Below are 22726 nucleotides of genomic sequence, written 5' to 3' on the forward strand. Positions count from 1 at the left end.
CACCACAGAGGCCTCACGAGGACACATGTACAAGATCTTCTTTAAGCTCGTCTTCTCCCGCATGGACCCGGAGCGGGCCCACCACCTCGCCTTCCGCTGGATCCGCCTCGCCGTGCGCGTCCCCGTCCTGCGCACCTTCGTCGCCGCCGCGCTCGCGCCCCGGTACAAGGAGCTCCGCACCGAGGCGCTGGGCCTGCGCATGCACGGGCCCTTCGGGCTGGCCGCCGGCTTCGACAAGAACGCGGTCGCGATCGACGGCATGGCGATGCTCGGCTTCGACCACGTCGAGATCGGCACCGTCACCGGCGAGCCGCAGCCCGGCAACCCCAAGAAGCGGCTGTTCCGCCTGGTGGGCGACCGCGCGCTGATCAACCGCATGGGCTTCAACAACGACGGCTCGCTGGCCGTGGCGGCCCGTCTGGCCTCCCGCACGCCCGTCCTCCGGACCGTCGTCGGCGTCAACATCGGCAAGACCAAGGTCGTCCCCGAGGAGGAGGCCGTCGGCGACTACGTGAAGTCCGCCGAGCGGCTCGCCCCGCACGCCGACTACCTGGTCGTCAACGTCTCCTCGCCCAACACGCCCGGCCTGCGCAACCTCCAGGCGACCGAGGCGCTGCGCCCGCTGCTGAGCGCGGTCCGCGAGGCCGCCGACCGCGCGGTGACCGCCCGGCGTGTCCCGCTCCTGGTCAAGATCGCGCCCGACCTCGCCGACGAGGACGTGGACGCGGTCGCCGACCTGGCCGTGGAGCTGGGCCTGGACGGCATCATCGCCACCAACACCACCATCGCGCGCGAGGGCCTCGGCCTGACCTCCTCGCCCGCCCTCGTCGGGGAGACCGGCGGCCTGTCCGGCGCCCCCCTCAAGGCACGCTCCCTGGAGGTGCTGCGCCGCCTCTACGCGCGCGTGGGCGACCGGATCACCCTGGTGGGCGTCGGCGGCGTCGAGACGGCCGAGGACGCCTGGGAGCGCATCCTGGCCGGTGCCACGCTGGTCCAGGGCTACAGCGCCTTCATCTACGAGGGGCCCTTCTGGGGCCGCGCGATCCACAAGGGGCTCGCCGCGCGCCTGCGGCAGAGCCCGTACGCCACCCTCGCCGACGCGGTCGGCGCCGACGTGAGGAAGCACGCATGACGGTTCTGGAGCCCTTCGGCGCCCGGTTGCGCCGCGCGATGGACGAGCGCGGTCCGCTGTGCGTCGGCATCGACCCGCACGCCTCCCTGCTCGCCGAGTGGGGCCTGAACGACGACGTGGCCGGCCTGGAGCGCTTCAGCCGCACCGTCGTGGAGGCGGTGGCCGGCCGGGTCGCCGTCCTCAAGCCGCAGAGCGCCTTCTTCGAGCGGTTCGGTTCGCGCGGCGTCGCGGTGCTGGAGACGTCGGTCCAGGAGGCGCGGGCGGCCGGTGCGCTGGTCGTCATGGACGCCAAGCGCGGCGACATCGGCTCGACCATGGCCGCGTACGCCGAGTCGTTCCTGCACAAGGACGCGCCGCTGTTCTCGGACGCGCTGACCGTCTCCCCGTACCTCGGCTACGGCTCCCTGAAGCCGGCCGTCGACCTGGCGCGCGAGAGCGGCGCGGGCCTGTTCGTGCTGGCGCTGACCTCCAACCCGGAGGGCGGCGAGGTCCAGCACGCGGTGCGGGGCGACGGGCTCGGCGTCGGGGCGACGATGCTGGCGCACCTGGCCGCCGAGAACGCGGGGGAGGAGCCGCTGGGCTCCTTCGGCGCGGTGGTCGGTGCCACGCTCGGTGACCTGTCCTCGTACGACCTGGACATCAACGGTCCGCTGCTGGCGCCGGGCATCGGAGCCCAGGGGGCCACGCCCGCGGACCTGCCGGGCGTGTTCGGCGCGGCGGTGCGCAACGTGGTGCCCAACGTCAGCCGGGGTGTCCTTCGTCACGGTCCGGATGTGGCCGCGTTGCGGACGGCCGCCGACCGTTTCGCGGCGGAGATCCGGACCGCGGTCACGGCGTCCTGACCCTGGATACATCCTCAAATCAGAGGGAGTATGTCCCAAATGTCCGGCCTGACGGAGGCTGACCAGGACTTTTCCGCTGTTCTCGCTGACTCTGGCGGACTTGACCGCTAGTCTCCGTCGAGAGTCAACGGGCAAGCGTGTTGCTCGTGGCTCACCAGGTGAGGGGCGACTAGGTTCCTCACCGGTCCGTATCCGACAGTTCGACATCCGAGGTGACGTAGGCGTGGCTCTTCCGCCCCTTACCCCTGAACAGCGCGCAGCCGCGCTCGAAAAGGCCGCCGCGGCTCGCCGGGAGCGGGCCGAGGTCAAGAATCGACTCAAGCACTCCGGTGCCTCCCTCCACGAGGTCATCCAGCAGGGACAGAAGAACGACGTCATCGGCAAGATGAAGGTCTCCGCCCTCCTCGAGTCCCTGCCGGGCGTGGGCAAAGTCCGCGCCAAGCAGATCATGGAGCGACTGGGCATCTCCGAGAGCCGCCGCGTGCGCGGTCTCGGGTCCAACCAGATCGCGTCCCTGGAGCGCGAGTTCGGCAGCACCGGCAGCTGAGTCCGGACCACTCCGGGATTGCTGGAATAATCGCTGCATGGCTGCAACACCCCGGGGGACGTCCCCCGTACCCCCGGACGCACGTCCGCGGCTGACCGTGCTCTCCGGCCCCTCGGGGGTCGGCAAGAGCACGGTCGTCGCCCATATGCGCAAGGAACACCCCGAGGTATGGCTGTCGGTCTCGGCGACGACCCGCAGGCCCCGCCCCGGCGAGCGGCACGGCGTCCACTACTTCTTCGTCAGCGACGAGGAGATGGACAAGCTGATCGCCAACGGCGAGCTGCTGGAGTGGGCCGAGTTCGCCGGCAACCGCTACGGCACGCCGCGCACGGCCGTGCTGGAGCGCCTGGAGGCCGGTGAGCCGGTGCTCCTGGAGATCGACCTCCAGGGAGCGCGGCAGGTCCGCGAGTCCATGCCCGAGGCCCGGCTGGTGTTCCTGGCCCCGCCCTCCTGGGACGAGCTGGTGCGCAGGCTCACCGGCCGGGGCACCGAACCGCCCGAGGTGATCGAGCGCCGCCTCGCCGCCGCCAAGGTCGAGCTGGCCGCCGAGCCGGAGTTCGACCGGACACTGGTGAACACCTCCGTCGAGGACGTGGCGCGCGAGCTGCTAGCCTTGACGAACGTCGTGTGATCGTTACAGGTCACCCTGCGGTCATCCCGACAGAATCTTTCCCATCCATCGGAAGGTAGAGCGTGTCCTCTTCCATCTCCGCGCCCGAGGGCATCATCAACCCGCCGATCGACGAGCTCCTCGAGGCCACGGACTCGAAGTACAGCCTCGTGATCTACGCGGCCAAGCGGGCCCGCCAGATCAACGCGTACTACTCGCAGCTCGGCGAGGGCCTCCTCGAGTACGTGGGTCCGCTCGTCGACACCCACGTGCACGAGAAGCCGCTCTCGATCGCCCTGCGCGAGATCAACGCGGGGCTGCTGACCTCCGAGGCCATCGAGGGCCCGGCGCAGTAACACCGGCAACATCGGCGGTAGTATCTTCAGCCTTACGCTGACTTATCCACAGGCCCGGCAGCCCGACTGTCGGGCCTGTGGTGTGTGATGGGACGTACGCGCCGTCCGGGCGCAGTTCCGACGCGTGGTCCCAACGTGCAGTCCGAGCGCGTGGTCCGAGCGCGTCATCCGAGCCGGGGAGAGACGGTGGACAAGCCGAAGGTCGTTCTGGGGGTCAGTGGCGGCATCGCCGCGTACAAGGCCTGTGAGCTGCTGCGCAGACTCACCGAGTCGGGGCACGAGGTCCGCGTCGTCCCCACCGCCTCCGCGCTGCACTTCGTGGGCGCCGCCACCTGGTCCGCCCTGTCCGGCAACCCCGTCTCGACCGAGGTCTGGGACGACGTCCACGAGGTCCCGCACGTGCGCATCGGCCAGCACGCCGACCTGGTCGTCGTCGCCCCGGCCACCGCCGACATGCTTGCCAAGGCCGCCCACGGCCTGGCCGACGACCTGCTCACCAACACCCTGCTCACCGCCCGCTGCCCGGTCGTCTTCGCCCCCGCCATGCACACCGAGATGTGGGAGCACCCGGCCACCCAGGAGAACGTGGCGACGCTGCGCCGCCGCGGCGCCGTGGTGATCGAACCCGCCGTCGGCCGCCTCACCGGGGTCGACACCGGCAAGGGCCGGCTGCCCGACCCGGGCGAGATCTTCGAGGTCTGCCGCCGCGTCCTCGCCCGCGGGGTGCACGAGCCCGACCTCGCCGGACGGCACGTGGTCGTCAGCGCAGGCGGCACCCGGGAGCCCCTCGACCCGGTCCGCTTCCTCGGCAACCGCTCCTCCGGCAAGCAGGGCTACGCCCTCGCCCGCACCGCCGCCGCCCGCGGCGCCCGCGTCACGCTCGTCTCGGCGAACGCCTCGATGCCGGCCCCGGCCGGCGTGGACGTGGTGCCGGTCGGCACGGCGGTGGAGCTGCGCGAGGCGATGCTGCGCGCCGCGGCGGACGCCGACGCCGTCGTCATGGCCGCGGCGGTGGCGGACTTCCGGCCCGCGGCCTACGCCACCGGGAAGATCAAGAAGAAGGACGGCGAGGAACCCGCACCGATCACCCTGGTGCGTAATCCGGACATCCTCGCGGAGCTCTCCGCACCCCGGGCCCACCCCGGACAGGTGGTCGTCGGCTTCGCCGCCGAGACCGACGACGTCCTGGCCAACGGCAGGGCCAAGCTGAAGCGCAAGGGCTGCGACCTCCTCGTGGTGAACGAGGTGGGGGAACGCAAGACCTTCGGCTCCGAGGAGAACGAGGCGGTGGTCCTGGGCGCCGACGGCAGCGAGACGCCGGTCGCCCACGGGCCGAAGGAAGCCCTGGCCGACGTGGTCTGGGACCTCGTCGCCCGGCGGCTGGAGTGAATGACCCATTTGCTCGAACGAGCAGCGAAGACGACGCAGAAGAAGGCGCATTCGAGCGTGGCGCCCCTGGCCAAGGGCGCTTTCTTCTGGGCAGAATGCGCGTGCCGCAGGTCACAGCCCTCCCGAGAGCTGAGACAGGTGGGCCCGCGGCAGAGTGCGACCGATAAACTGTTCTCGGACGTCGCCGGGTGCAGCTCCCCGTGCCGTCCACCAATGATCAGCCAGCAGCCGCTGCAACCCCAGGGAGCGTTGTGTCCCGTCGCCTGTTCACTTCGGAGTCCGTGACCGAAGGTCACCCCGACAAGATCGCTGACCAGATCAGCGACACGATTCTCGACGCGCTTCTGCGTGAGGACCCGACCTCCAGGGTCGCCGTCGAAACCTTGATCACCACCGGTCTGGTGCACGTGGCCGGAGAGGTCACCACCAAGGCCTACGCGGACATCGCCAACCTCGTCCGCGGCAAGATCCTGGACATCGGCTACGACTCCTCCAAGAAGGGCTTCGACGGAGCCTCCTGCGGCGTCTCGGTCTCCATCGGCGCCCAGTCCCCGGACATCGCGCAGGGTGTCGACACCGCGTACGAGAGCCGGGTCGGGGGTGCCGCCGCGGGCGACGACACCGACGAGCTGGACCGGCAGGGCGCCGGCGACCAGGGCCTGATGTTCGGCTACGCCTCCGACGAGACGCCGACGCTGATGCCGCTTCCGGTCTTCCTGGCGCACCGCCTGTCCAAGCGCCTGTCCGAGGTCCGCAAGAACGGCACCATCCCGTACCTGCGTCCCGACGGCAAGACCCAGGTCACCATCGAGTACGACGGCGACAAGGCGGTCCGGCTGGACACCGTCGTCGTCTCCTCCCAGCACGCGAGCGACATCGACCTCGAGTCGCTGCTGGCCCCGGACATCAAGGAGTTCGTCGTCGAGCCGGAGCTGAAGGCGCTCCTGGAGGACGGCATCAAGATCGACACGGAGAACTACCGTCTCCTGGTCAACCCGACCGGCCGCTTCGAGATCGGCGGCCCGATGGGCGACGCCGGTCTGACCGGCCGCAAGATCATCATCGACACCTACGGCGGCATGGCCCGTCACGGCGGTGGCGCCTTCTCCGGCAAGGACCCGTCGAAGGTGGACCGCTCCGCGGCCTACGCGATGCGCTGGGTCGCCAAGAACGTCGTGGCCGCGGGCCTCGCCGCCCGCTGCGAGGTCCAGGTCGCCTACGCCATCGGCAAGGCCGAGCCGGTCGGCCTGTTCGTGGAGACCTTCGGCACCGCCAAGGTCGAGCCGGAGAAGATCGAGAAGGCGATCGACGAGGTCTTCGACCTGCGTCCGGCCGCCATCATCCGCGACCTCGACCTGCTCCGCCCGATCTACGCCCAGACCGCCGCCTACGGCCACTTCGGCCGTGAGCTGCCCGACTTCACCTGGGAGCGCACCGACCGCGTCGACGCGCTGCGCGAGGCCGCCGGCCTGTAAGGATCCGGGGCCCCGTCGCCCCTTGTGACAGGTGAGGCCCGGTGACCCCTCGGGGGGCGCCGGGCCTCGTCGCATGGAGCCGGTTCCGGCGGTGTTGTCAGTGGTCTTTGCGAGAATGCAGGCGTGAGCAGCGAGAACGGACCGGAGCAGGGCGGCGCGCAGGACGCGCCGCCCGAGCAGCTCGCGCTCATCCGGGAGACGGTGCGCAGGGCGAAGACCCCCCGCGCCAAGCCGCGCACCTGGCGCGGGGCCGCGCTCGCCAAGGAGCTGCCGGTCGCCCGGGTCCTCGTCGACAAGGGCGTGCTCCACCTCGACCGGTACTTCGACTACGCCGTGCCCGAGGAGCTGGATGCCGAGGCCCAGCCGGGTGTGCGGGTGCGGGTGCGCTTCGGGGCCGGACGCCACCGGGTGCGGGACGGGCGGCGCGAGGGCGGCGGGCTCATCGACGGCTTCCTCGTCGAGCGGCTCGCCGAGTCCGACTACGCGGGACCCCTGGCGGCCCTGGCCCAGGTCGTCTCGCCCGAGCGGATCCTCGACGAGGAGTTGCTCGGCCTGGTCCGGTCGGTCGCCGACCGGTACGCGGGCAGCGTCGCGGACGTCCTCCAGCTCGCCGTGCCCCCGCGCAACGCGCGCGCCGAGAAGCGGGAGTCCGGGCAGCCGCTGCCCGCCCCGCCGGTGCCCGAGCCGGGCTCGTGGGCGCGGTACGAGCAGGGGGCGGCGTTCGTGGCCGCACTGGCGTCCGGGGGAGCACCGCGCGCGGTGTGGAACGCGTTGCCGGGTCCGCAGTGGGCCGAGGAACTCGCGCGCGCCGTGGCGGCCACGCTGGCCTCCGGCCGGGGCGCCCTCGTCGTCCTGCCGGACGGGCGGACCGTCGCCCGCGCCGACGCCGCGCTCACCGCGCTCCTGGGCGAGGAACGGCACGCGGTGCTCACGGCCGACGCCGGTCCCGAGAAGCGGTACGCGCAGTGGCTGGCGGTGCGCCGGGGCGCCGTCCGGGCCGTGATCGGGACCAGGGGCGCCATGTTCGCGCCGGTGCGCGACCTCGGTCTGGTCGCCCTGTGGGACGACGGCGACGACAGCCACAGCGAGCCGCACGCGCCGCAGCCGCACGCGCGCGAGGTACTGCTGCTGCGCGCGGCCCAGGACCGCTGCGCCTTCCTGCTGGGCGGCTGGAGCTGCACCGTGGACGCCGCCCAGCTCGTGGAGACCGGCTGGGCCCGGCCCCTGGTCGCCACCCGTGAGCAGGTACGGGGCGCCGCCCCGCTGGTGCGGACCGTGGGGGACCAGGACCTGGCCCGGGACGAGGCCGCCCGTGCCGCGCGCCTGCCCACCCTCGCCTGGCAAACCGTCAGGGAGGGACTGCGGCACGGACCGGTGCTCGTGCAGGTGCCCCGACGGGGCTACGTGCCCCGGATGGCCTGCGCGGCGTGCCGGACGCCCGCGCGGTGCCGGCACTGCTCGGGGCCGCTGGAGGGGCAGGAGTCCGCCTCCGCCCTGCGGTGCGGCTGGTGCGGGCGCGAGGAGGGCGCCTGGCACTGCCCGGAGTGCGGCGCCTTCCGGCTGCGCGCGCAGGTCGTGGGCGCCCGGCGCACCGCGGAGGAGTTGGGGCGGGCCTTCCCGGCCGTGCCCGTGCGCACCTCCGGGCGCGAGCACGTGCTGGACACCGTGTCCGAGGCCCCCGCGCTGATCGTGAGTACTCCGGGGGCCGAACCGGTCGCCGAGGGCGGCTACGCGGCGGCGCTGCTGCTCGACGGCTGGGCCATGCTCGGCCGGCCCGACCTGCGCTCCGGCGAGGACGCGCTGCGGCGCTGGCTGGCCGCCGCCGCCCTGGTACGCCCGCAGAGCGCCGGGGGCACCGTCGTCGCGGTCGCCGAGCCGACCCTGCGGCCGGTGCAGGCGCTGGTGCGCTGGGACCCGGTCGGACACGCGCTGCGTGAGCTGGCCGAGCGGGCGGAGCTGGGCTTCCCCCCGGTGTCGCGGATGGCGGCCGTGGCGGGGCCGCCGGAGGCGGTCGGCGGTTTCCTCGGCGCGGTCGCACTGCCGCCGGAGGCGGAGGTGCTCGGTCCCGTGCCCCTGCCGGTCACGGCGGCGGGGCGACCGCGGTGGGTGGGCGCTCCGCCACCCGGGGAGCACTGGGAGCGGGCACTGGTCCGGGTGCCGCCGGGGCGCGGGGCGGCGCTGGCCGGTGCGCTGAAGGCCGCTCAGGCGGCGCGGACGGCACGCGGGAGCGACACGGCGGTGTGGGTGCGCATCGATCCGCCCGACATCGGGTGAGCGGCGCACATGCCGACGCCCCGCCTTCCCGAAGGGGCGCCGGGATGACGGGGCGACCGTTGTGCCTCGGCCGGCGTGGGCCGCGTCGCGGGTCAGCCGTTGCGCGGGCCGGGGAAGGCGGTGGGGCGGACCTCGTCGCGCAGGGACGGGCTGCCCGAGGTCGGCTGGGTCGGCATGGAACGGGCCGCCGGGACCGTGGGCACCGGAGGGAGCCCCGAGCCCACGTTGACCGGGCGGGTGCCCGTCGGCTCCGGTGCGTGCTCGCCGGCCTCGGCCGTGGACGCCGCCGGCTGGGCGGCGGCGCGCCGGGAGCCGTAGCGCCGGTGCACCGCCTGCTTGGTCACGCCGAGCGCGGAGCCCACCGCGTCCCACGAGAAGCCGAGCGAACGGTCGAAGTCCACGGCGGCCGTGACCAGGGTCTCGACACTGTCCCGCAGCTCCTGGGCGAGGCGGACGGTCGGGGCGGGGGCGCGCCCGTAGACGACGAAGCCCGTGGAGGGGCCGGAGCGGCGCGGGCGGTAGACGTTGCCCAACTGGGCGGTGAGGGTGCGCAGTGCGTCCACCTGCCGGCGGACCCGCTCGATGTCCCGCACCAGCAAGTGCAGGCTGGCCCGAGCCTGGGCGTCGTGGGTTGCGTGGTCGGCCATGAACAAGCCTCTCGAACCGGCGTTGAAAGGGGTCGGGCCGCGCGGGCGGCCCGGTGTGTCAACTCTTCCTTGACCAACGTGTGGGTGCGGGGTTGGTCACGGGGTGGGGGCGTGGGGGATTGTTCGTGCGCCCCCTCGGCCTGCGGCCTCGGGGGGCCTCCCACCCGCGCACCACCCACGCACCACCCGTTCGCCGTCGGTCGAGAGGTGAGCGTGTGCCGTCGTGGTGCCGCGCCGTCGGCGGCTTTCCGTGACCTTGCAGGCTCGTAGACTGGTGCGTCGCCCGCAACCGCCCCCGCCCGAGAGGCCCGTCCCACCCATGAAGCTCGTCTTCGCCGGTACCCCCGAGGTCGCCGTTCCCGCCCTGGACGCCCTGATCGCCTCCGGGCGTCACGAGGTGGCCGCCGTCGTCACGCGGCCCGACGCTCCGGCCGGGCGGGGGCGCCGGCTGGTCGCCTCGCCCGTGGCCGAGCGGGCCGAGGAGGCGGGCATCGAGGTGCTCAAGCCCGCGAAGCCGCGCGACCCCGCGTTCCTGGAGCGGCTGCGCGAGATCGCGCCCGACTGCTGCCCCGTCGTCGCCTACGGCGCCCTGCTGCCCCGCGTCGCCCTGGACGTGCCCGCCCGCGGCTGGGTCAACCTGCACTTCTCGCTGCTGCCCGCCTGGCGCGGCGCGGCCCCCGTGCAGCACTCGCTGATGGCGGGCGACGAGATCACCGGCGCGTCCACCTTCCTGATCGAGGAGGGCCTGGACTCGGGCCCCGTGTACGGGACGGTCACCGAGACCGTCCGCCCCACCGACACCAGCGGCGACCTGCTGACCCGGCTGGCCTTCGCCGGCGCCGGGCTGCTCGCGGCCACCATGGACGGCATCGAGGACGGCAGCCTGAAGGCCGTACCGCAGCCGGCCGAGGGCGTCACCCTCGCGCCGAAGATCACCGTCGAGGACGCCCGCGTCGACTGGACCGCCCCCGCGCTGCGCGTCGACCGGGTGGTGCGCGGCTGCACCCCGGCCCCCGGCGCCTGGACCACCTTCCGGGGCGAGCGGCTCAAGCTCGTGCAGGCCGTGCCGCTGCCCGACCGCACGGACCTCGCCCCGGGCCAGCTCGCCGCCGGGAAGAACAACGTGTACGTCGGCACCGGCTCGCACGCCGTCGAGCTGCTGTGGGTACAGGCCCAGGGCAAGAAGCCGATGCGGGCCGCGGACTGGGCGCGCGGGGCGCGGATCACCGAGGGCGAGCTGCTCGGCGGCTGACCCGGGCCCGGACGGCTCCCCGCCTCCCCGCCTCTGCTTCACCGCTATCCGTTCACCGGCCCGGCGTACGCTGGTGAGCGCACTTCACCCCACACCCGGAGCACCTTTTTCGTGAGCGAACAGCCCCGCCGTCCCCGCAAGCCCGGCAAGCCGTACCGCAGGCCCCAGAAGGACCCCGTCCGCATCCTCGCCTTCGAGGCGCTCAGGGCCGTGGACGAGCGCGACGCGTACGCCAACCTCGTCCTGCCGCCGCTGCTGCGCAAGGCACGGGAGAAGGAGGGCCCCGAGAAGTTCGACGCCCGGGACGCCGCCCTCGCCACCGAGCTGGTCTACGGGACGCTGCGCCGGCAGGGGACGTACGACGCGATCATCGCGGACTGCGTGGACCGGCCGCTGCGCGAGGTGGACCCGCCGGTGCTCGACGTGCTCAGCCTGGGTGTGCACCAGCTGCTCGGGACGCGTATCCCCAGCCACGCCGCCGTCTCCGCCTCCGTGGAGCTGGCGCGGGTCGTGCTCGGGGACGGTCGGGCCAAGTTCGTCAACGCCGTGCTGCGCAAGGTGGCCCGGGACGACCTCGACGGGTGGCTGGAGCGGGTCGCCCCGCCCTACGACGAGGACCCCGAGGACCACCTCGCCGTCATGCACTCGCACCCGCGCTGGGTGGTCTCCGCGCTGTGGGACTCCCTGGGCGGCGGGCGGGCCGGCATCGAGGATCTGCTGGCCGCCGACAACGAACGCCCCGAGGTCACGCTCGTCGCGCGGCCGGGCCGGGCCACCCCCGAGGAGCTGCTCGGCGAGGAGGCCGCCGTACCGGGGCGCTGGTCGCCATACGCCGTGCGGCTGAGCGAGGGCGGCGAACCCGGGGCCGTCGAGGCCGTGCGGGAGGGCCGCGCCGGGGTGCAGGACGAGGGCAGCCAGCTGGTCGCCCTGGCCCTCGCCCACGCGCCGCTGGACGGACCGGACCGGCGCTGGCTGGACGGGTGCGCGGGACCCGGCGGCAAGGCGGCGCTCCTCGGCGCCCTGGCCGCCGAGCGGGGTGCCTTCCTGCTGGCCTCCGAGAAGCAGCCGCACCGCGCCGGCCTCGTGGCCAGGGCGCTGGACGGCAACCCCGGCCCGTACCAGGTCATCGCCGCCGACGGGACCCGTCCCGCGTGGCGGCCGGGGAGCTTCGACCGCGTCCTGGTCGACGTGCCGTGCACCGGCCTGGGCGCCCTGCGGCGTCGTCCCGAGGCGCGCTGGCGGCGCCGCCCCGAGGACCTGGAGGGCTTCGCCCCGCTCCAGCGCGGGCTGCTGCGGGGCGCCCTGGAGGCCGTACGGGTCGGCGGCGTCGTCGCCTACGCGACCTGCTCGCCCCACCTCGCCGAGACCCGCGCCGTCGTCGCGGACGTCCTCAAGCAGCACCCCGGCACCGAGCTGCTCGACGCCCGGCCGCTGCTGCCCGGCGTTCCCGGCCTCGGCGAGGGACCCGACGTCCAGCTGTGGCCGCATGTGCACGGCACGGACGCCATGTACCTGGCGCTCGTGCGCCGCACGTCCTGACCGGGCCCACTCCTCGGCACGCCTAGCGCCTGTTCACCTTCACCCGCTCCCCGCCCGCCAGCTCCGGTTTCAGGTCCACCTGGACCTGGTGGGTGGTCTGGTGGTCGACGGAGCCGCCCAGTTCGGCCGTCACCACGCCGATCCGGAGGCCTCCCCGGCCGCTGCCGGCCCGGTGGACCTGCACGGTGAAGGTCAGGCTCACGTTCTCCACGGCGAAACCTAGGTCGCGGCCCTCCGCATCGGCGCGGGCCTCCTCCAGCTCGCCCCGGATCCGGCCGATCACCTCGGCCAGCCCCACGAAACCCGGTTCGTTCGTCAACTCGCCTCCGTACAGAGCTCGTTCACTGTTGTCGCAGCAGTATGCGGCAGGAGCAGGCGCCCGTATAGTTCGCATATGGCTGCTGGCGGGGGAGATCCGGCCGCCTCGCCCATGAAGACACCGAGCTGGGCGGTGCGGATCAGGGGAGCGGACGGGGAGATCGCGGGGGCCGGCATTCTGCTGACCCCGGACCAGGTACTCACCTGCGCGCATGTCGTGGACCGCGCGGCGGACCGGCTCACGGCGGAGTTCGTCGGCGCGGCCGACCACAGCGTGCCCGCGGTGCGCGCCCGGGTGGACGGCACCGCCTACGTGCCGGAAACGCGGGACGCCGACGGCGACCCCAGTGGGGACGTGGCGCTGCTCCGGCTGGAGCGGCCCCGGCCGGCGGAGGAAACGGTACGGCTGCACCGGTTGTCCGCACCCGGCCGCGAAGTACGCATGTACGGCTTTCCCTACGCCCACAACGGCGGCATCTGGTTCCGCTCCACCGTCGTGGGCGGCTGCGGGCGCGACGGGCAGGTGCAGCTGAGCCCGGTCAACCCCGGTGAACTGGCCAGCCCGGGGTGCAGCGGCGCGGGCGTCGCCGACAGCCGGACCGGCGAGGTCATCGGCATGGTGCTCAGCGGTCAGCTGGACCAGCACGGGAACCGGTTCTCCTTCATGAGTCCCGCAGAGACCATCGCCCGTCACCTGCCCCGGCTCAAGCCGCGCATCGTGGGCCCCACGGCGGTCGACGAGCGGCTGCTCCCCACCGCCGACGGCGCCTCCCAGGACCTGCTCGACGAGCCGTTCGCCCAGCGCCTCGCCGCCTGGCTGCGCGACGACGGCAGCCAGGTGAAGATCAGTGTCGTCGAACGCGGCGACGCCGCGCGCGCGGCCACGCTGCGCCGTGCCATCACGCTCGCCGACCGGGAACTGCGCACCGCGGTCTCGATCGACCGCGCGTCGCTCGACCCGCCCGGCACCGTTCCGTCGGCCGGCGGCCACGACCTCGCCGTGGACGCGAGCGGGCTGACGGCCGCCGAGATCGCCGAGCGGATCGCCGAACGCATCGGCCTGTGGCAGCACCCGGAGCATCCCCCGCTCGACCGCATCCGCGCCTCCAAGACATCCCTCAACCTGGTCGTCGTCGGCGTCGACGAGGCGGCCGACCCGCCGGACCTGCTGGACCTGCTGGACGTGCTGCGCGCCGGAGGCAGCCGTTTGCTGCTGGTCTTCCGCACGGCCGGCGACTGCCACCGCCGCGCCCGAGAGCGACTGCTCGCCCGGCCCGCGCGGGAGCGTCGCGCCCGGCTCGTCGAGCGGCTGCGGGACATCACCGGGCCACTCGCCGAAGACCTGCACGAACGCCTGGCGGCCGTGGTCCCGAGCGGGGTGCGCCCGCTCGACTCGGAACTGGTGGCCGCGCACGCCGCCCTGGCCGCGCTGCTGCGCGCGGACGAAGACGACCGGGAGCGCGTCGACGGCCGGGACGGCGACCGGCACCATGGCCGGGACAGGGACCGGGACCGCGATGGGGACAGGGACCGGGACCGCGAGGGGGACAGGGATCGGGATCGCGACCGGGACAAAGACTGGCGGTATGACCAGGACCAAGACTGGCACCACGGCCACGACCACAGCCACGGCCACGACCGCGACCAAGACCGGCGGCATGACCGGAACGGGGGTCTCCACCAGGACCGGCGGCAGGTCCACGACCGAGACCAGGACCGGCGGCAGGTCCACGACCGAGACCAGGACCGGCGGCAGGCCCACGGCCGAGACCAGGACCGGTGGCAGGCCCGCGGCCCCGTCCAAGACCGGCAGCATGACCGCGACCGCGACCGCGACCGCGGCCACGACCCAGTCGAGGACCGGAAGCAAGCTCGTGCCCCCGGCCGTGCCCCCGGCCGTGCCCCCGGGCACGCCCCCGACCTCGACCGGTACGAGCTGCTGGCCGACCGGGTGGCCGGCCGGCTGAGGGCGGGCGTCGCGGAGCTCGACCGGCTTCGCGACCGGCGTGACGAGCTCGCCGGGCGGCTGCGCGGCTATCACGTCCTGCACCAGCACTCCCTGGAGGGCGAGGAGGACCCGGCAGTGGACGACCTCTACCTACGGGCCCACGCCCTGCTCCGGACCAGACCCTGCGACGTGCGCGCGGCGGAGGCGGCGGTGGACGCCTACACCCGGCGGGTCGAGGAGCACGGCGGAGGGGACACGCGATGACGCCGAGAACTCCCCCGACCGCCCCGCGACCGCACGGGGGGCTGCCGGGATGAGCGGGAGAGCCTGTGTCAGACCCGACTGCCAGGGCGGCCACATCATGGTCACCGGCTTCTGCGACACCTGCTTCCGCCTCCCCCTCGCCCCCGGACCCTCCTCGGCGCAGCCCGCCGCCCCCGCCCCGGACGGCTCCGCCGCACCGGCCGAGCCCCCGCAGACCCCTGCCGCCCCGGCCGTCGGCGAGCTGGACCGTGACGGGCTCCTCGTCCTGCCGGCCCTGCCCTCACCGGATCCCTCCGAGGCCGCCGACACGGTCGCCCGGCCCCCGACCGGCGGCCGGCGCTGCGGTGTCGCCAACTGCGCCGGCACCATCGGGGTCTCCTACGACGGCAGTCCCGCCCCCGACCACGGGTTCTGCCCGCAGTGCGGTACGGAGTACTCGTTCCGGCCCAAGCTGCGCCCCGGCGACCGGGTGGGCGGGCACTACCGGGTGCTCGGCTACCTCGCGGTCGGCGGTCACGGCTGGGTCTACCTGGCCGAGGACACCCGCGTGCCCGGCCTGCACGTCGTCCTCAAGGGGCTGATCAACACCGGCGACGCCGTGGCCCGCCGGGCGGCGGTCGAGGAGCGCCGGTCGCTCACCACGCTGCACCACCGCGACATCGTCCGCATCGTCACCCACGTCCAGCACCAGGTGCCCGGCGACGCCGAACCGACCGGCTACATCGTGATGGAGTACGTCGGCGGCCGCTCCCTCGCCTGGATCCGGTTCGCCCCCGAGGAGGACCTGGCGCGGCTGTTCGGCGCGGGCGGCCTAGAGTTCGGGCACGTCATCACGTACGGCTGCAAGATCCTCGGTGCCCTGGAGTACCTGCACGACCGGGGCCTGCTCTACTGCGACATGAAACCCGAGAACGTCATCCACTACGGGCGCGAGATCAAGGTCATAGACCTGGGCGCCATCCGACGGATCGACGACCGCTCCTCCGGGCTCGTCCACACCCACGGCTACTCCCCGCCGAAGCGCGAACGCGACCGGCGCGGGCTCGACGTCGACAGCGACCTGTACACCGTCGGCCGGACCCTGAAAGTGCTCGCCGAGCGGGCCACCAGGCCCGCCGGACTGGCCGCCCGCTCGTTCGACGCGCTGATCCGGCGGGCCACCCACCACGACCCCGCGGCCCGGTTCCGTTCCGCGGCCGAGATGTCCCGCCAGCTGTGGGAGGTGCTGCGCGAGGACCAGGCGCTCGGCGGGCGGGAGCCGTACCCCGAGCGCTCCACCCGCTTCGAACCGACCGCGGCGGTCTTCGGCGCCGCGCTGGGCACGGTCCCGGCGCTCGAGTGGTGGACGCGGCGCCCGGGCGGCGGGGCACCGGAGCTGCCGGGCGGGGCCCCCGAGCCGCGGACGGTGGCCCGCGCGCTGCCGGTCCCCCTGCCCGACGCCTCGGACCCGGCGGCCGTACTGCTCGGCGGGCTCGCCGCGGACACCCCCGACCGCATCGCCGAACGGGCCGAGGGCGACCCGGCGCTGCGCACCGTGGAGACGGCGCTGTGGCTGTGCCGCGCCTACCTGGACGCCGGGAACGCCGCGCGGGCCGAGGAGTGGGTGGCGCGGGCCAGGGGGTGGAGCGACGACTACGACTGGCGGATCTTCTGGCACCGGGGACTGGTCCATCTCACCCGCGGCGCGGTGGACGAGGCGGAGGGCGAGTTCGCGGCCACGTACGAGGCGCTGCCCGGCGAGGTGGCGCCCAAGCTGGCGCTCGGGTACTGCGCCGAGTACCTGGCCGAGCGGCTCCGGGAGGCCGGCGTACGGGAGCCGGGCCTGCGGGAAGCCCGCCCGGTGGAGGCGCAGGCGGACGCGCAGGCGGCCGCACGGGCGGGGGCCCGTGCGGCGCAGGCCGAGGAGTTCTACGAGGCCGTCCTGCGGCGCGACCCCACCCAGGGCAGCGCCGCCTTCGGGCTGGCCCGGGTCCGGCTGCGCCGCGCGGGCCGGCGCCGGGCCGTCGGCGTACTGGACGAGGTGCCGACCACCTCCCGGCACTACGACGCCGCACGCGTCGCGGCGGTGCGGATCCTGGCCGCCCGGCTGCCCGGCGGGCCCGGGCCGCTCGTCACCGAGCTGCGCGAGGCCGCCGAACGGCTGGCGGAACTGCACCTGGACGGCAGCGGGTCCTGGGACCGGCTGGCGACCGAACTGCGCGAACAAGCGCTCGCCTGCCGCCCGCCCGAAGGCTGGGGCAGCGGATTCCCCGCCGGAGAGCTGTTCGGCCCCGAGGACAGCGAGGACGCGCTGCGCAGGCTGCTGTCCGGGTCGCTCCGGGGCCTCGCCGACCAGGCGGGCAGCGCCGGCGAGCGCGGCGACCTGCTGGACACCGCGTACGCCGTCCTCCCGGCCCCGGCCGGGCTGCGCGAGCTGGCGCGGGGATGGCGGCGTACGGCGTGAGGACGTGACGCGGCGGGACGGCGACGGCCTGGGGGAGGGGGCCGGGACGAAAGCGGCGGAGGGAGCCGGGGACGAACGCGGGGGAGAGGGAAAGAGACGGGGACGAACGCGGGCGCGGACGTGGGTGGGACGGGCGACGACGTGGGCGAGGGGGCACGGACACCGTGGAGACAGGAACGCGAGGGGCGGGCGAGGCAGCCGGGCAGGTGATCGCCGGGCTGGAGATCGACCAGTGGAAGTACCTGTCCCGTGAGGCGGGCGACCCGCGGATGCACGCGATCCTCAGCGTGCGCGTGGACGGCACCGGAGGCGGCGGTACGGGCGGCCCGCTGCTGGCGCAGGTGCTGGCGGTGGACTGCTCCAGCTCGATGACCTGGCCGGTGGAGAAGCTGCACGCGGCCCAGGAGGCGGCGGTCGCGGCGATCCGCAAGCTGCCCGACGGCACCCCGTTCGCGGTGGTCCGGGGCAACGAGCAGGCAGCCGTGGTGTACCCGGACACGCCGCGCATGGCCCGCGCCACCGCCCGCACCCGGGCCCGGGCGGAACGGGCCGTGCGCGAGATGGTCGCGGGCGGCGGCACCTGCATCGGCGCCTGGCTGGACCTGAGCCGGCGGCTGCTGGCGGAACAGGACGCGCCGATCGGCCACGTCCTGCTGCTCACCGACGGCAAGAACCAGCACGACGAGCACATGCCGCTGGCCCGGGTCCTGGAGGAGTGCGCGGGCCGGTTCGTCTGCGACGCGTGGGGGATCGGGGACGGCTGGGACGGCCGGGAACTGCTGCGCATCACCCGTCGGCTGCACGGCAGCGCGTCCTCGGTGCGCGAGGAGGCGGCCCTGTCGGCGGAGTACGAGCAGCTGATGAACCGGCTGCTCACCAAGACCGTCCCCGAGCTGGTGATCTCCGTGACCCCGATGCCCGGATGCACCGTGCGCTATCTCAAACAGGTCTTCCCCGCCGAGGTGGAGCTGAGCGCCGAGGACGGCACCGGCAGCTTCGTCACCCGCGCCTGGGGCGACGAGACGCGCCGCTACCAGCTGTGCCTGACCGCCGACCCCTCCGGCCGCCCGCACCGGGAGGACCTCCAGCTCGCCGTGGTCGCCGTCGACGTGCCCGGCGACGACGCGGTCCGGCTCCCCCCGCCGCGGCCCTGCCTGGTCCACTGGACCGACGACCCGGCCCTGTCCCGGCACACCGACGCCCAGGTCGAACACTTCGAGCAGCACCAGAGGCTCGGCGAGGCCGTCGCCGCGGCCGCCGACGCCCACCGTCGCGGACAGCTCGACCTGGCCGAGCACCAGCTGGGCCGGGCCGCACGGCTCGCCCACGCCATGGGCGTCGAGGAGCAGCTCGACCGGCTGGCCCGGCTGGTGCGGATCGAGGACGCCGAGAGCGGTCGGGTCGTCCTGCTCCCCGACGTGAAGGCCATCGACTTCCAGCATCTGATCACCGCGTTCAGCCACAGCACGTACGGCCCCGCCTCCGGCACCGGTTCCGGGGCGGCGGGCGCCGTGCCGCGCGGGGGTGCCACCGTGCGCTGCCCGGTCTGCGAGGCCGGTGCTCCGGCGGCCGCCCGGTTCTGCCCGTCCTGCGGCCACCCCTTCGAGGCACGGCCGTGAGCACCACCCGCCGGGACCTGATCCGCAGGCTCAGGCTGCTGCTGGTCCTGGCGACCGCGACCACCCTCGCGCTGTTCTTCGCCTACCGGGGCGTGCACGACGACACCGTTCCCCTGTCCACCGCGAGCACGCCCGGCATCCGCGCCGTCGACACCGCGCGCAGCGCGCTGCGCCAGGCGAACGCCGTGGTCCGCGAGACCGGCGCCGAGGGCGACACCAGCGGCGAGTTCCTCACCCAGATCTCGGTGGCCCAGCAGAGCCTGGCCCTGGCCGCCTCGGAGAACGTCACCGGCCTGACGGGCCGCCACGACGTCCAGACCGTCACCGGGCTGATAGCCGTCTACTCGGGCTGGGTGGAGCGCCGGGGCCGCGAGCCGGAGGGGTCACCGCTGCGCGCCGCCTATCTCCACTACGCCGAGAAGGTCCTCGGCCTGGAGGCCGAGGCAGGAACCGAGGGCGACATCATGAGCCGCCTGGACGCCCTGCGCGGCGAACAGCTGGCCGAGGCCCGGCGGCAGGCCGCCTTCCCCTGGCAGCTGTGGCTCGGCTGGTGCGCGGTCGCGGTGCTGTACGCGGCCCTGTGCGGGGCGCTGCTGGAGACCCAGCGCTTCCTGCGGCACCGCTTCCGGCGGCCCGTGCAGCTGCGACTGCTGGCCGCCACCGCGGTGTGCGCCGTCGGCGTGCCGGTGCTGGCCCGGCAGACCCTGTCGGCGCACCGCGCGATGACGGACTCCGTCGCCGGGGTACAGGTGCCGCCGGCCGTCCCGGACGCCGTCCCCGAGGGGGCCGGCGAGGTGCGGGGCGCGCTCGCGGACGCCGGGTTCTGGGCCTCGTTGTCCGACTTGATACCCCTGGGAGGGGCCGTGGTGGCGGCGCTGGCGCTGTGGGGACTGTGGCCGCGGATCGCCGAGTACCGGTTCCGGAGCCAGCGATGAGCCGCCCGGGCGCCCGCACCCTCGGCATCCTCTGCCTCTGCCTGGCCCTGCTCGGCGCCGGCGTCTACGCCACGGTGCGCTGGGCGCGCGGCTGGGAGGGCTCCGTCACCCTGCTCGCCAACTGGAGCGGCACGGAGCGCGAGCAGTTCGAGGAGCACGTGATCGAGCCGTTCGAGGAGAAGTACCGCATCGACGTCGTCTACCAGGGCAGCTCCGCACTCAGCCAGGTGCTGGCCGCCGACATCGCGGCCGGCAACCCGCCCGACGTGGCGGTGCTGCCCGGCCCGGGGGAACTGCTCGCCTACGCCGTCGACGGCCGGCTCCACCCGCTGGACGGCCTCTTCGACGCCGGGGACTACGACCGCTTCTGGGCCCCCGAGGTCACCGTGCCGGGGGAGGGCGCCCACACGTACTGGCTCCCCGTGAAGACCGGCCTGAAGAGCATGGTCTGGTACGCCGGACCGGCGCCGACGGCGGAGTCGGCCGGCCCTCCCGCACGGTGGTGCGCCGGCCTGGAGTCCGGCGCGACCTCCGGCTGGCCCGGCACCGACTGGGTGGAGGACATCCTGCTCCAGCAGGCCGGCCCGAGGGTGTACGAGGACTGGGCCAACGGCAGCCTGCCCTGGACCGACGACGCGGTGCGCCGGGCCTGGACCACCTGGGCCGGCCTGGTGGGGGCGGGCGACGCCGACCGCGTCGAGCAGGTGCTGACCACCGCGTTCGACGCCGACTGCGCGGCGGGCCGCCTGGAGCACCAGGGTTCCTTCCGCGCCGGGCACTGGCGCGAGGAGGGCGGCGACTACGTCCACTTCTCCGAGGTCGTGCCCGCGGCCGGGGCGGACGCCGGCGCCTGGGAGGTCTCCGGCGACCTGGCGGCGGTACTGAACCCGACCCCCCAGGCCGAGCAGCTGATCCGCTACCTCGCCGACCCGGACACCGCGCTGCCGGAGTACACGGCGAACCGGGCGGCCGCGCCGGACACCGAGCAGGACGCCACGGAGCGGCAGATCGGAACCATCCTGCGCGAACCCGGCCGCACCCGCTGCTGGGACGCCTCCGACGCGATGCCCCGCACCACCCGCGACGCCTTCCACCAGGCGGTCCTGCGCCACTTCGCCGACCCGACCCACCTGGACACCCGCCTGAAAGAACTGGACCGCCTCCGCAAGCCCCAGAACCTCCCGGTCTGCGGCACGGGTTAAGGGGCGCGGGGAACTGCGCGAGCAACCCACCACCGGGCCGCGGCCGACGATCAACCCCGCCCACCCCGGACCCCTCCCCGCCCACCCCCGGAGGGCATGGCAGGCTTGGGAACATGGCCGCCCAGATCAACCCCAGCATCCTGTCCGCCGACTTCGCCCGCCTCGCGGACGAGGCCAAGGCGGTCGAGGGAGCCGACTGGCTCCACGTCGACGTCATGGACAACCACTTCGTCCCGAACCTCACGCTCGGCGTGCCGGTGGTGGAGTCCCTCGCCCGCGCGACGGACACCCCGCTGGACTGCCACCTGATGATCGAGGCCCCCGACCGCTGGGCGCCGCAGTACGTGGAGGCGGGCGCCGGTTCCGTCACCTTCCACGCCGAGGCGGCCGCCGCGCCGGTGCGGCTGGCCCGGGAGATCCGGGCCAAGGGCGCCCGCGCGTCCATGGCGCTCAAGCCCGCGACGCCGATCGAGCCGTACGAGGACCTGCTCCCCGAACTCGACATGCTGCTGATCATGACGGTTGAACCCGGCTTCGGTGGGCAGGCGTTCCTCGACATCATGCTTCCCAAGATCCGCCGCACCCGTGAGCTGATCAGGAAGCACGGTCTGGAGCTGTGGCTCCAGGTCGACGGCGGTGTCTCGGCGGCCACGATCGAGCGGTGCGCGGACGCCGGCGCCGACGTCTTCGTCGCGGGTTCCGCGGTGTACGGGGCGTCCGACCCGGCCGAGGCGGTACGTGCACTGCGCACGCAGGCCGACGCGGCGACCGCCAAGGCATCCTGGTCCTGCGACCACTGAGGAACAGAAAGTGAACGGCTCCCACCAGGGCTGATCAAGTGCGCCGAATCTGCAAGGATGAACGGCGTATCCAGAGTGTGAACAGCAGTGAGGAGATCGCCGTGTCGGGTATGTCGGCGGGCCGTTCAGCCATGCGGATGGGACCCGCTGAGCTGGTCCAGGCGGCGGCCATGGCCCGCCGCTTCTACCTCGAGGGCAAGTCCAAGATCCAGATCGCGGAGGAGTTCGGCGTCAGCCGCTTCAAGGTGGCCCGGGTTCTCGAGACCGCCCTCGAGCGGGACCTTGTCCGCATCGAGATCCGGGTGCCGGCCGAGCTGGACGCCGAGCGCTCGGACGCCCTGCGCGCCCGCTACGGGCTCCGGCACGCCGTCGTGGTGGAGTCACCGGCGGACGCCGAGGAGACGCCCGATCCGGAGAACCTGGGGGAGGTGGCCGCCGACCTGCTCGGCGAGCTGGTCAACGAGGGCGATGTGCTGGGCCTGGCCTGGGGCCGGTCCACCATCCACATGGCGGCGGCGCTCGACCGGCTGCCGCCGTGCACCGTGGTGCAGCTGACGGGTGTGTACGACGCCGGAACCGCCGAGCGCGGCTCGGTGGAGGCCGTGCGCCGCGCCGCCCAGGTGTCCGGCGGCGACGCGCACCCCATCTACGCGCCGATGCTGCTGCCGGACGCGGCGACCGCGCAGGCGCTGCGGCACCAGACCGGGATCGCCCGGGCCTTCGAGTACTTCGACAAGGTCACGGTCGCCTGTGTCTCCATCGGCTCCTGGGAGCCGGGCATCTCGACGGTGCACGACATGCTCAGCGACGAGGAGCGGGCGCACTACGCCTCGCTCGGGGTCGCCGCCGAGATGTCCGCGCACCTCTTCGACTCCGAGGGGCGCCGGGTCGGGCGGGACCTGGGCGAGCGGTGCATCACGGTCAAGGCCGACCAGCTCCGCCATATCCCCGAGGTCGTCGCGATCGCGGGCGGGCAGCGCAAGGCGGCGGCCATCGACGCGGTGCTGCGCTCCGGTCTCGTCACCAGCCTGGTGACGGACACGTCGGCCGCGGACTACCTGATGACGGCGGGCCCGGCACCGAAGTCGACGCTCAACCGGACGGACCCCGACGGAATCTGACGGCCGGTCAGTG

The 22726-nt window shown here is 74.0% G+C and carries 19 protein-coding genes; 17 read left to right on the forward strand and 2 right to left on the reverse strand.

Features of this window, described 5'->3' with window-relative positions; all coding sequences use genetic code 11:
• Positions 1 to 25 precede the first annotated feature (25 nt).
• The 8 genes from OHA99_RS30775 (at position 26) to OHA99_RS30810 (ending at position 8625) form a co-directional block, all read left to right on the forward strand.
• On the forward strand, positions 26 to 1132 hold the full coding sequence (locus OHA99_RS30775) for a quinone-dependent dihydroorotate dehydrogenase (protein ID WP_164385445.1): 1107 nt from the start codon (positions 26 to 28) through the stop codon (positions 1130 to 1132).
• Positions 1129 to 1974 carry an orotidine-5'-phosphate decarboxylase gene (gene pyrF / locus OHA99_RS30780; RefSeq protein ID WP_165686539.1) on the forward strand — a complete coding sequence of 282 codons (846 nt, stop codon included), beginning with the start codon at positions 1129 to 1131 and terminating at the stop codon, positions 1972 to 1974. The genes OHA99_RS30775 and pyrF overlap by 4 nt, the downstream gene beginning before the upstream one ends.
• Positions 1975 to 2197: 223 nt before the next feature.
• Positions 2198 to 2521 carry an integration host factor gene (locus OHA99_RS30785; protein WP_016572363.1) on the forward strand — a complete coding sequence of 108 codons (324 nt, stop codon included), beginning with the start codon at positions 2198 to 2200 and terminating at the stop codon, positions 2519 to 2521.
• A 37-nt stretch (positions 2522 to 2558) separates the two neighbouring features.
• The gene (gene gmk, locus OHA99_RS30790; protein ID WP_366473524.1) at positions 2559 to 3152 is read left to right on the forward strand and encodes a guanylate kinase; all 594 of its coding nucleotides are present in this window, start codon (positions 2559 to 2561) and stop codon (positions 3150 to 3152) included.
• A gap of 62 nt (positions 3153 to 3214) precedes the next feature.
• A complete protein-coding gene (gene rpoZ / locus OHA99_RS30795) occupies positions 3215 to 3487 on the forward strand; it encodes a DNA-directed RNA polymerase subunit omega (RefSeq protein ID WP_003977348.1) in 273 nt (90 codons plus the stop codon).
• 186 nt (positions 3488 to 3673) lie between these two features.
• The gene (coaBC, locus tag OHA99_RS30800; protein ID WP_405698426.1) at positions 3674 to 4876 is read left to right on the forward strand and encodes a bifunctional phosphopantothenoylcysteine decarboxylase/phosphopantothenate--cysteine ligase CoaBC; all 1203 of its coding nucleotides are present in this window, start codon (positions 3674 to 3676) and stop codon (positions 4874 to 4876) included.
• A gap of 251 nt (positions 4877 to 5127) precedes the next feature.
• Positions 5128 to 6351 carry a methionine adenosyltransferase gene (gene metK / locus OHA99_RS30805; protein WP_153180753.1) on the forward strand — a complete coding sequence of 408 codons (1224 nt, stop codon included), beginning with the start codon at positions 5128 to 5130 and terminating at the stop codon, positions 6349 to 6351.
• 123 nt (positions 6352 to 6474) lie between these two features.
• A complete protein-coding gene (locus OHA99_RS30810; RefSeq protein ID WP_405698427.1) occupies positions 6475 to 8625 on the forward strand; it encodes a primosomal protein N' in 2151 nt (716 codons plus the stop codon).
• 92 nt (positions 8626 to 8717) lie between these two features.
• Here OHA99_RS30810 and OHA99_RS30815 read toward each other — a convergent pair whose 3' ends face one another.
• Entirely contained in the window at positions 8718 to 9272 is a 555-nt protein-coding gene (locus OHA99_RS30815; protein ID WP_381498801.1) for a hypothetical protein, read from the reverse strand.
• Positions 9273 to 9591: 319 nt separating this feature from the next.
• Here OHA99_RS30815 and fmt point away from each other — a divergent pair, with 319 nt between their 5' ends.
• The gene (fmt, locus tag OHA99_RS30820) at positions 9592 to 10524 is read left to right on the forward strand and encodes a methionyl-tRNA formyltransferase (RefSeq protein WP_054101812.1); all 933 of its coding nucleotides are present in this window, start codon (positions 9592 to 9594) and stop codon (positions 10522 to 10524) included.
• A gap of 111 nt (positions 10525 to 10635) precedes the next feature.
• Positions 10636 to 12063, forward strand: a complete 1428-nt coding sequence (locus OHA99_RS30825; RefSeq protein WP_153180757.1) for an RsmB/NOP family class I SAM-dependent RNA methyltransferase — start codon at positions 10636 to 10638, stop codon at positions 12061 to 12063.
• Positions 12064 to 12085: 22 nt separating this feature from the next.
• On the opposite strand, the gene OHA99_RS30830 is transcribed toward OHA99_RS30825, so the two are convergent.
• On the reverse strand, positions 12086 to 12382 hold the full coding sequence (locus OHA99_RS30830) for a trypco2 family protein (RefSeq protein WP_194280163.1): 297 nt from the start codon (positions 12380 to 12382) through the stop codon (positions 12086 to 12088).
• 75 nt (positions 12383 to 12457) lie between these two features.
• Between OHA99_RS30830 and OHA99_RS30835 the strand changes: the two genes are divergently transcribed.
• The 7 genes from OHA99_RS30835 (at position 12458) to OHA99_RS30865 (ending at position 22713) form a co-directional block, all read left to right on the forward strand.
• Positions 12458 to 14593 (forward strand): trypsin-like peptidase domain-containing protein, encoded by a 2136-nt coding sequence (locus tag OHA99_RS30835; RefSeq protein WP_405698428.1) that lies wholly within the window; start codon positions 12458 to 12460, stop codon positions 14591 to 14593.
• A gap of 49 nt (positions 14594 to 14642) precedes the next feature.
• Positions 14643 to 17036, forward strand: coding sequence for a tetratricopeptide repeat protein (locus tag OHA99_RS30840; protein ID WP_405698429.1), 2394 nt, complete (start codon positions 14643 to 14645; stop codon positions 17034 to 17036).
• Between the two features lie 164 nt (positions 17037 to 17200).
• A complete protein-coding gene (locus tag OHA99_RS30845; RefSeq protein ID WP_405698430.1) occupies positions 17201 to 18655 on the forward strand; it encodes a VWA domain-containing protein in 1455 nt (484 codons plus the stop codon).
• Positions 18652 to 19590, forward strand: coding sequence for a hypothetical protein (locus tag OHA99_RS30850; RefSeq protein ID WP_366473531.1), 939 nt, complete (start codon positions 18652 to 18654; stop codon positions 19588 to 19590). The genes OHA99_RS30845 and OHA99_RS30850 overlap by 4 nt, the downstream gene beginning before the upstream one ends.
• Positions 19587 to 20792: an extracellular solute-binding protein gene (locus OHA99_RS30855; protein ID WP_153180761.1), complete on the forward strand. Its 1206-nt coding sequence runs from the start codon at positions 19587 to 19589 to the stop codon at positions 20790 to 20792. The genes OHA99_RS30850 and OHA99_RS30855 overlap by 4 nt, the downstream gene beginning before the upstream one ends.
• Before the next feature lie 113 nt (positions 20793 to 20905).
• The gene (gene rpe, locus OHA99_RS30860; protein WP_007447451.1) at positions 20906 to 21592 is read left to right on the forward strand and encodes a ribulose-phosphate 3-epimerase; all 687 of its coding nucleotides are present in this window, start codon (positions 20906 to 20908) and stop codon (positions 21590 to 21592) included.
• A 77-nt stretch (positions 21593 to 21669) separates the two neighbouring features.
• Positions 21670 to 22713, forward strand: a complete 1044-nt coding sequence (locus OHA99_RS30865) for a sugar-binding transcriptional regulator (RefSeq protein WP_381587690.1) — start codon at positions 21670 to 21672, stop codon at positions 22711 to 22713.
• Positions 22714 to 22726: the final 13 nt, after the last annotated feature.

It is taken from the genome of Streptomyces coelicoflavus (assembly GCF_045041415.1).
GTDB lineage: Bacteria > Actinomycetota > Actinomycetes > Streptomycetales > Streptomycetaceae > Streptomyces > Streptomyces coelicoflavus.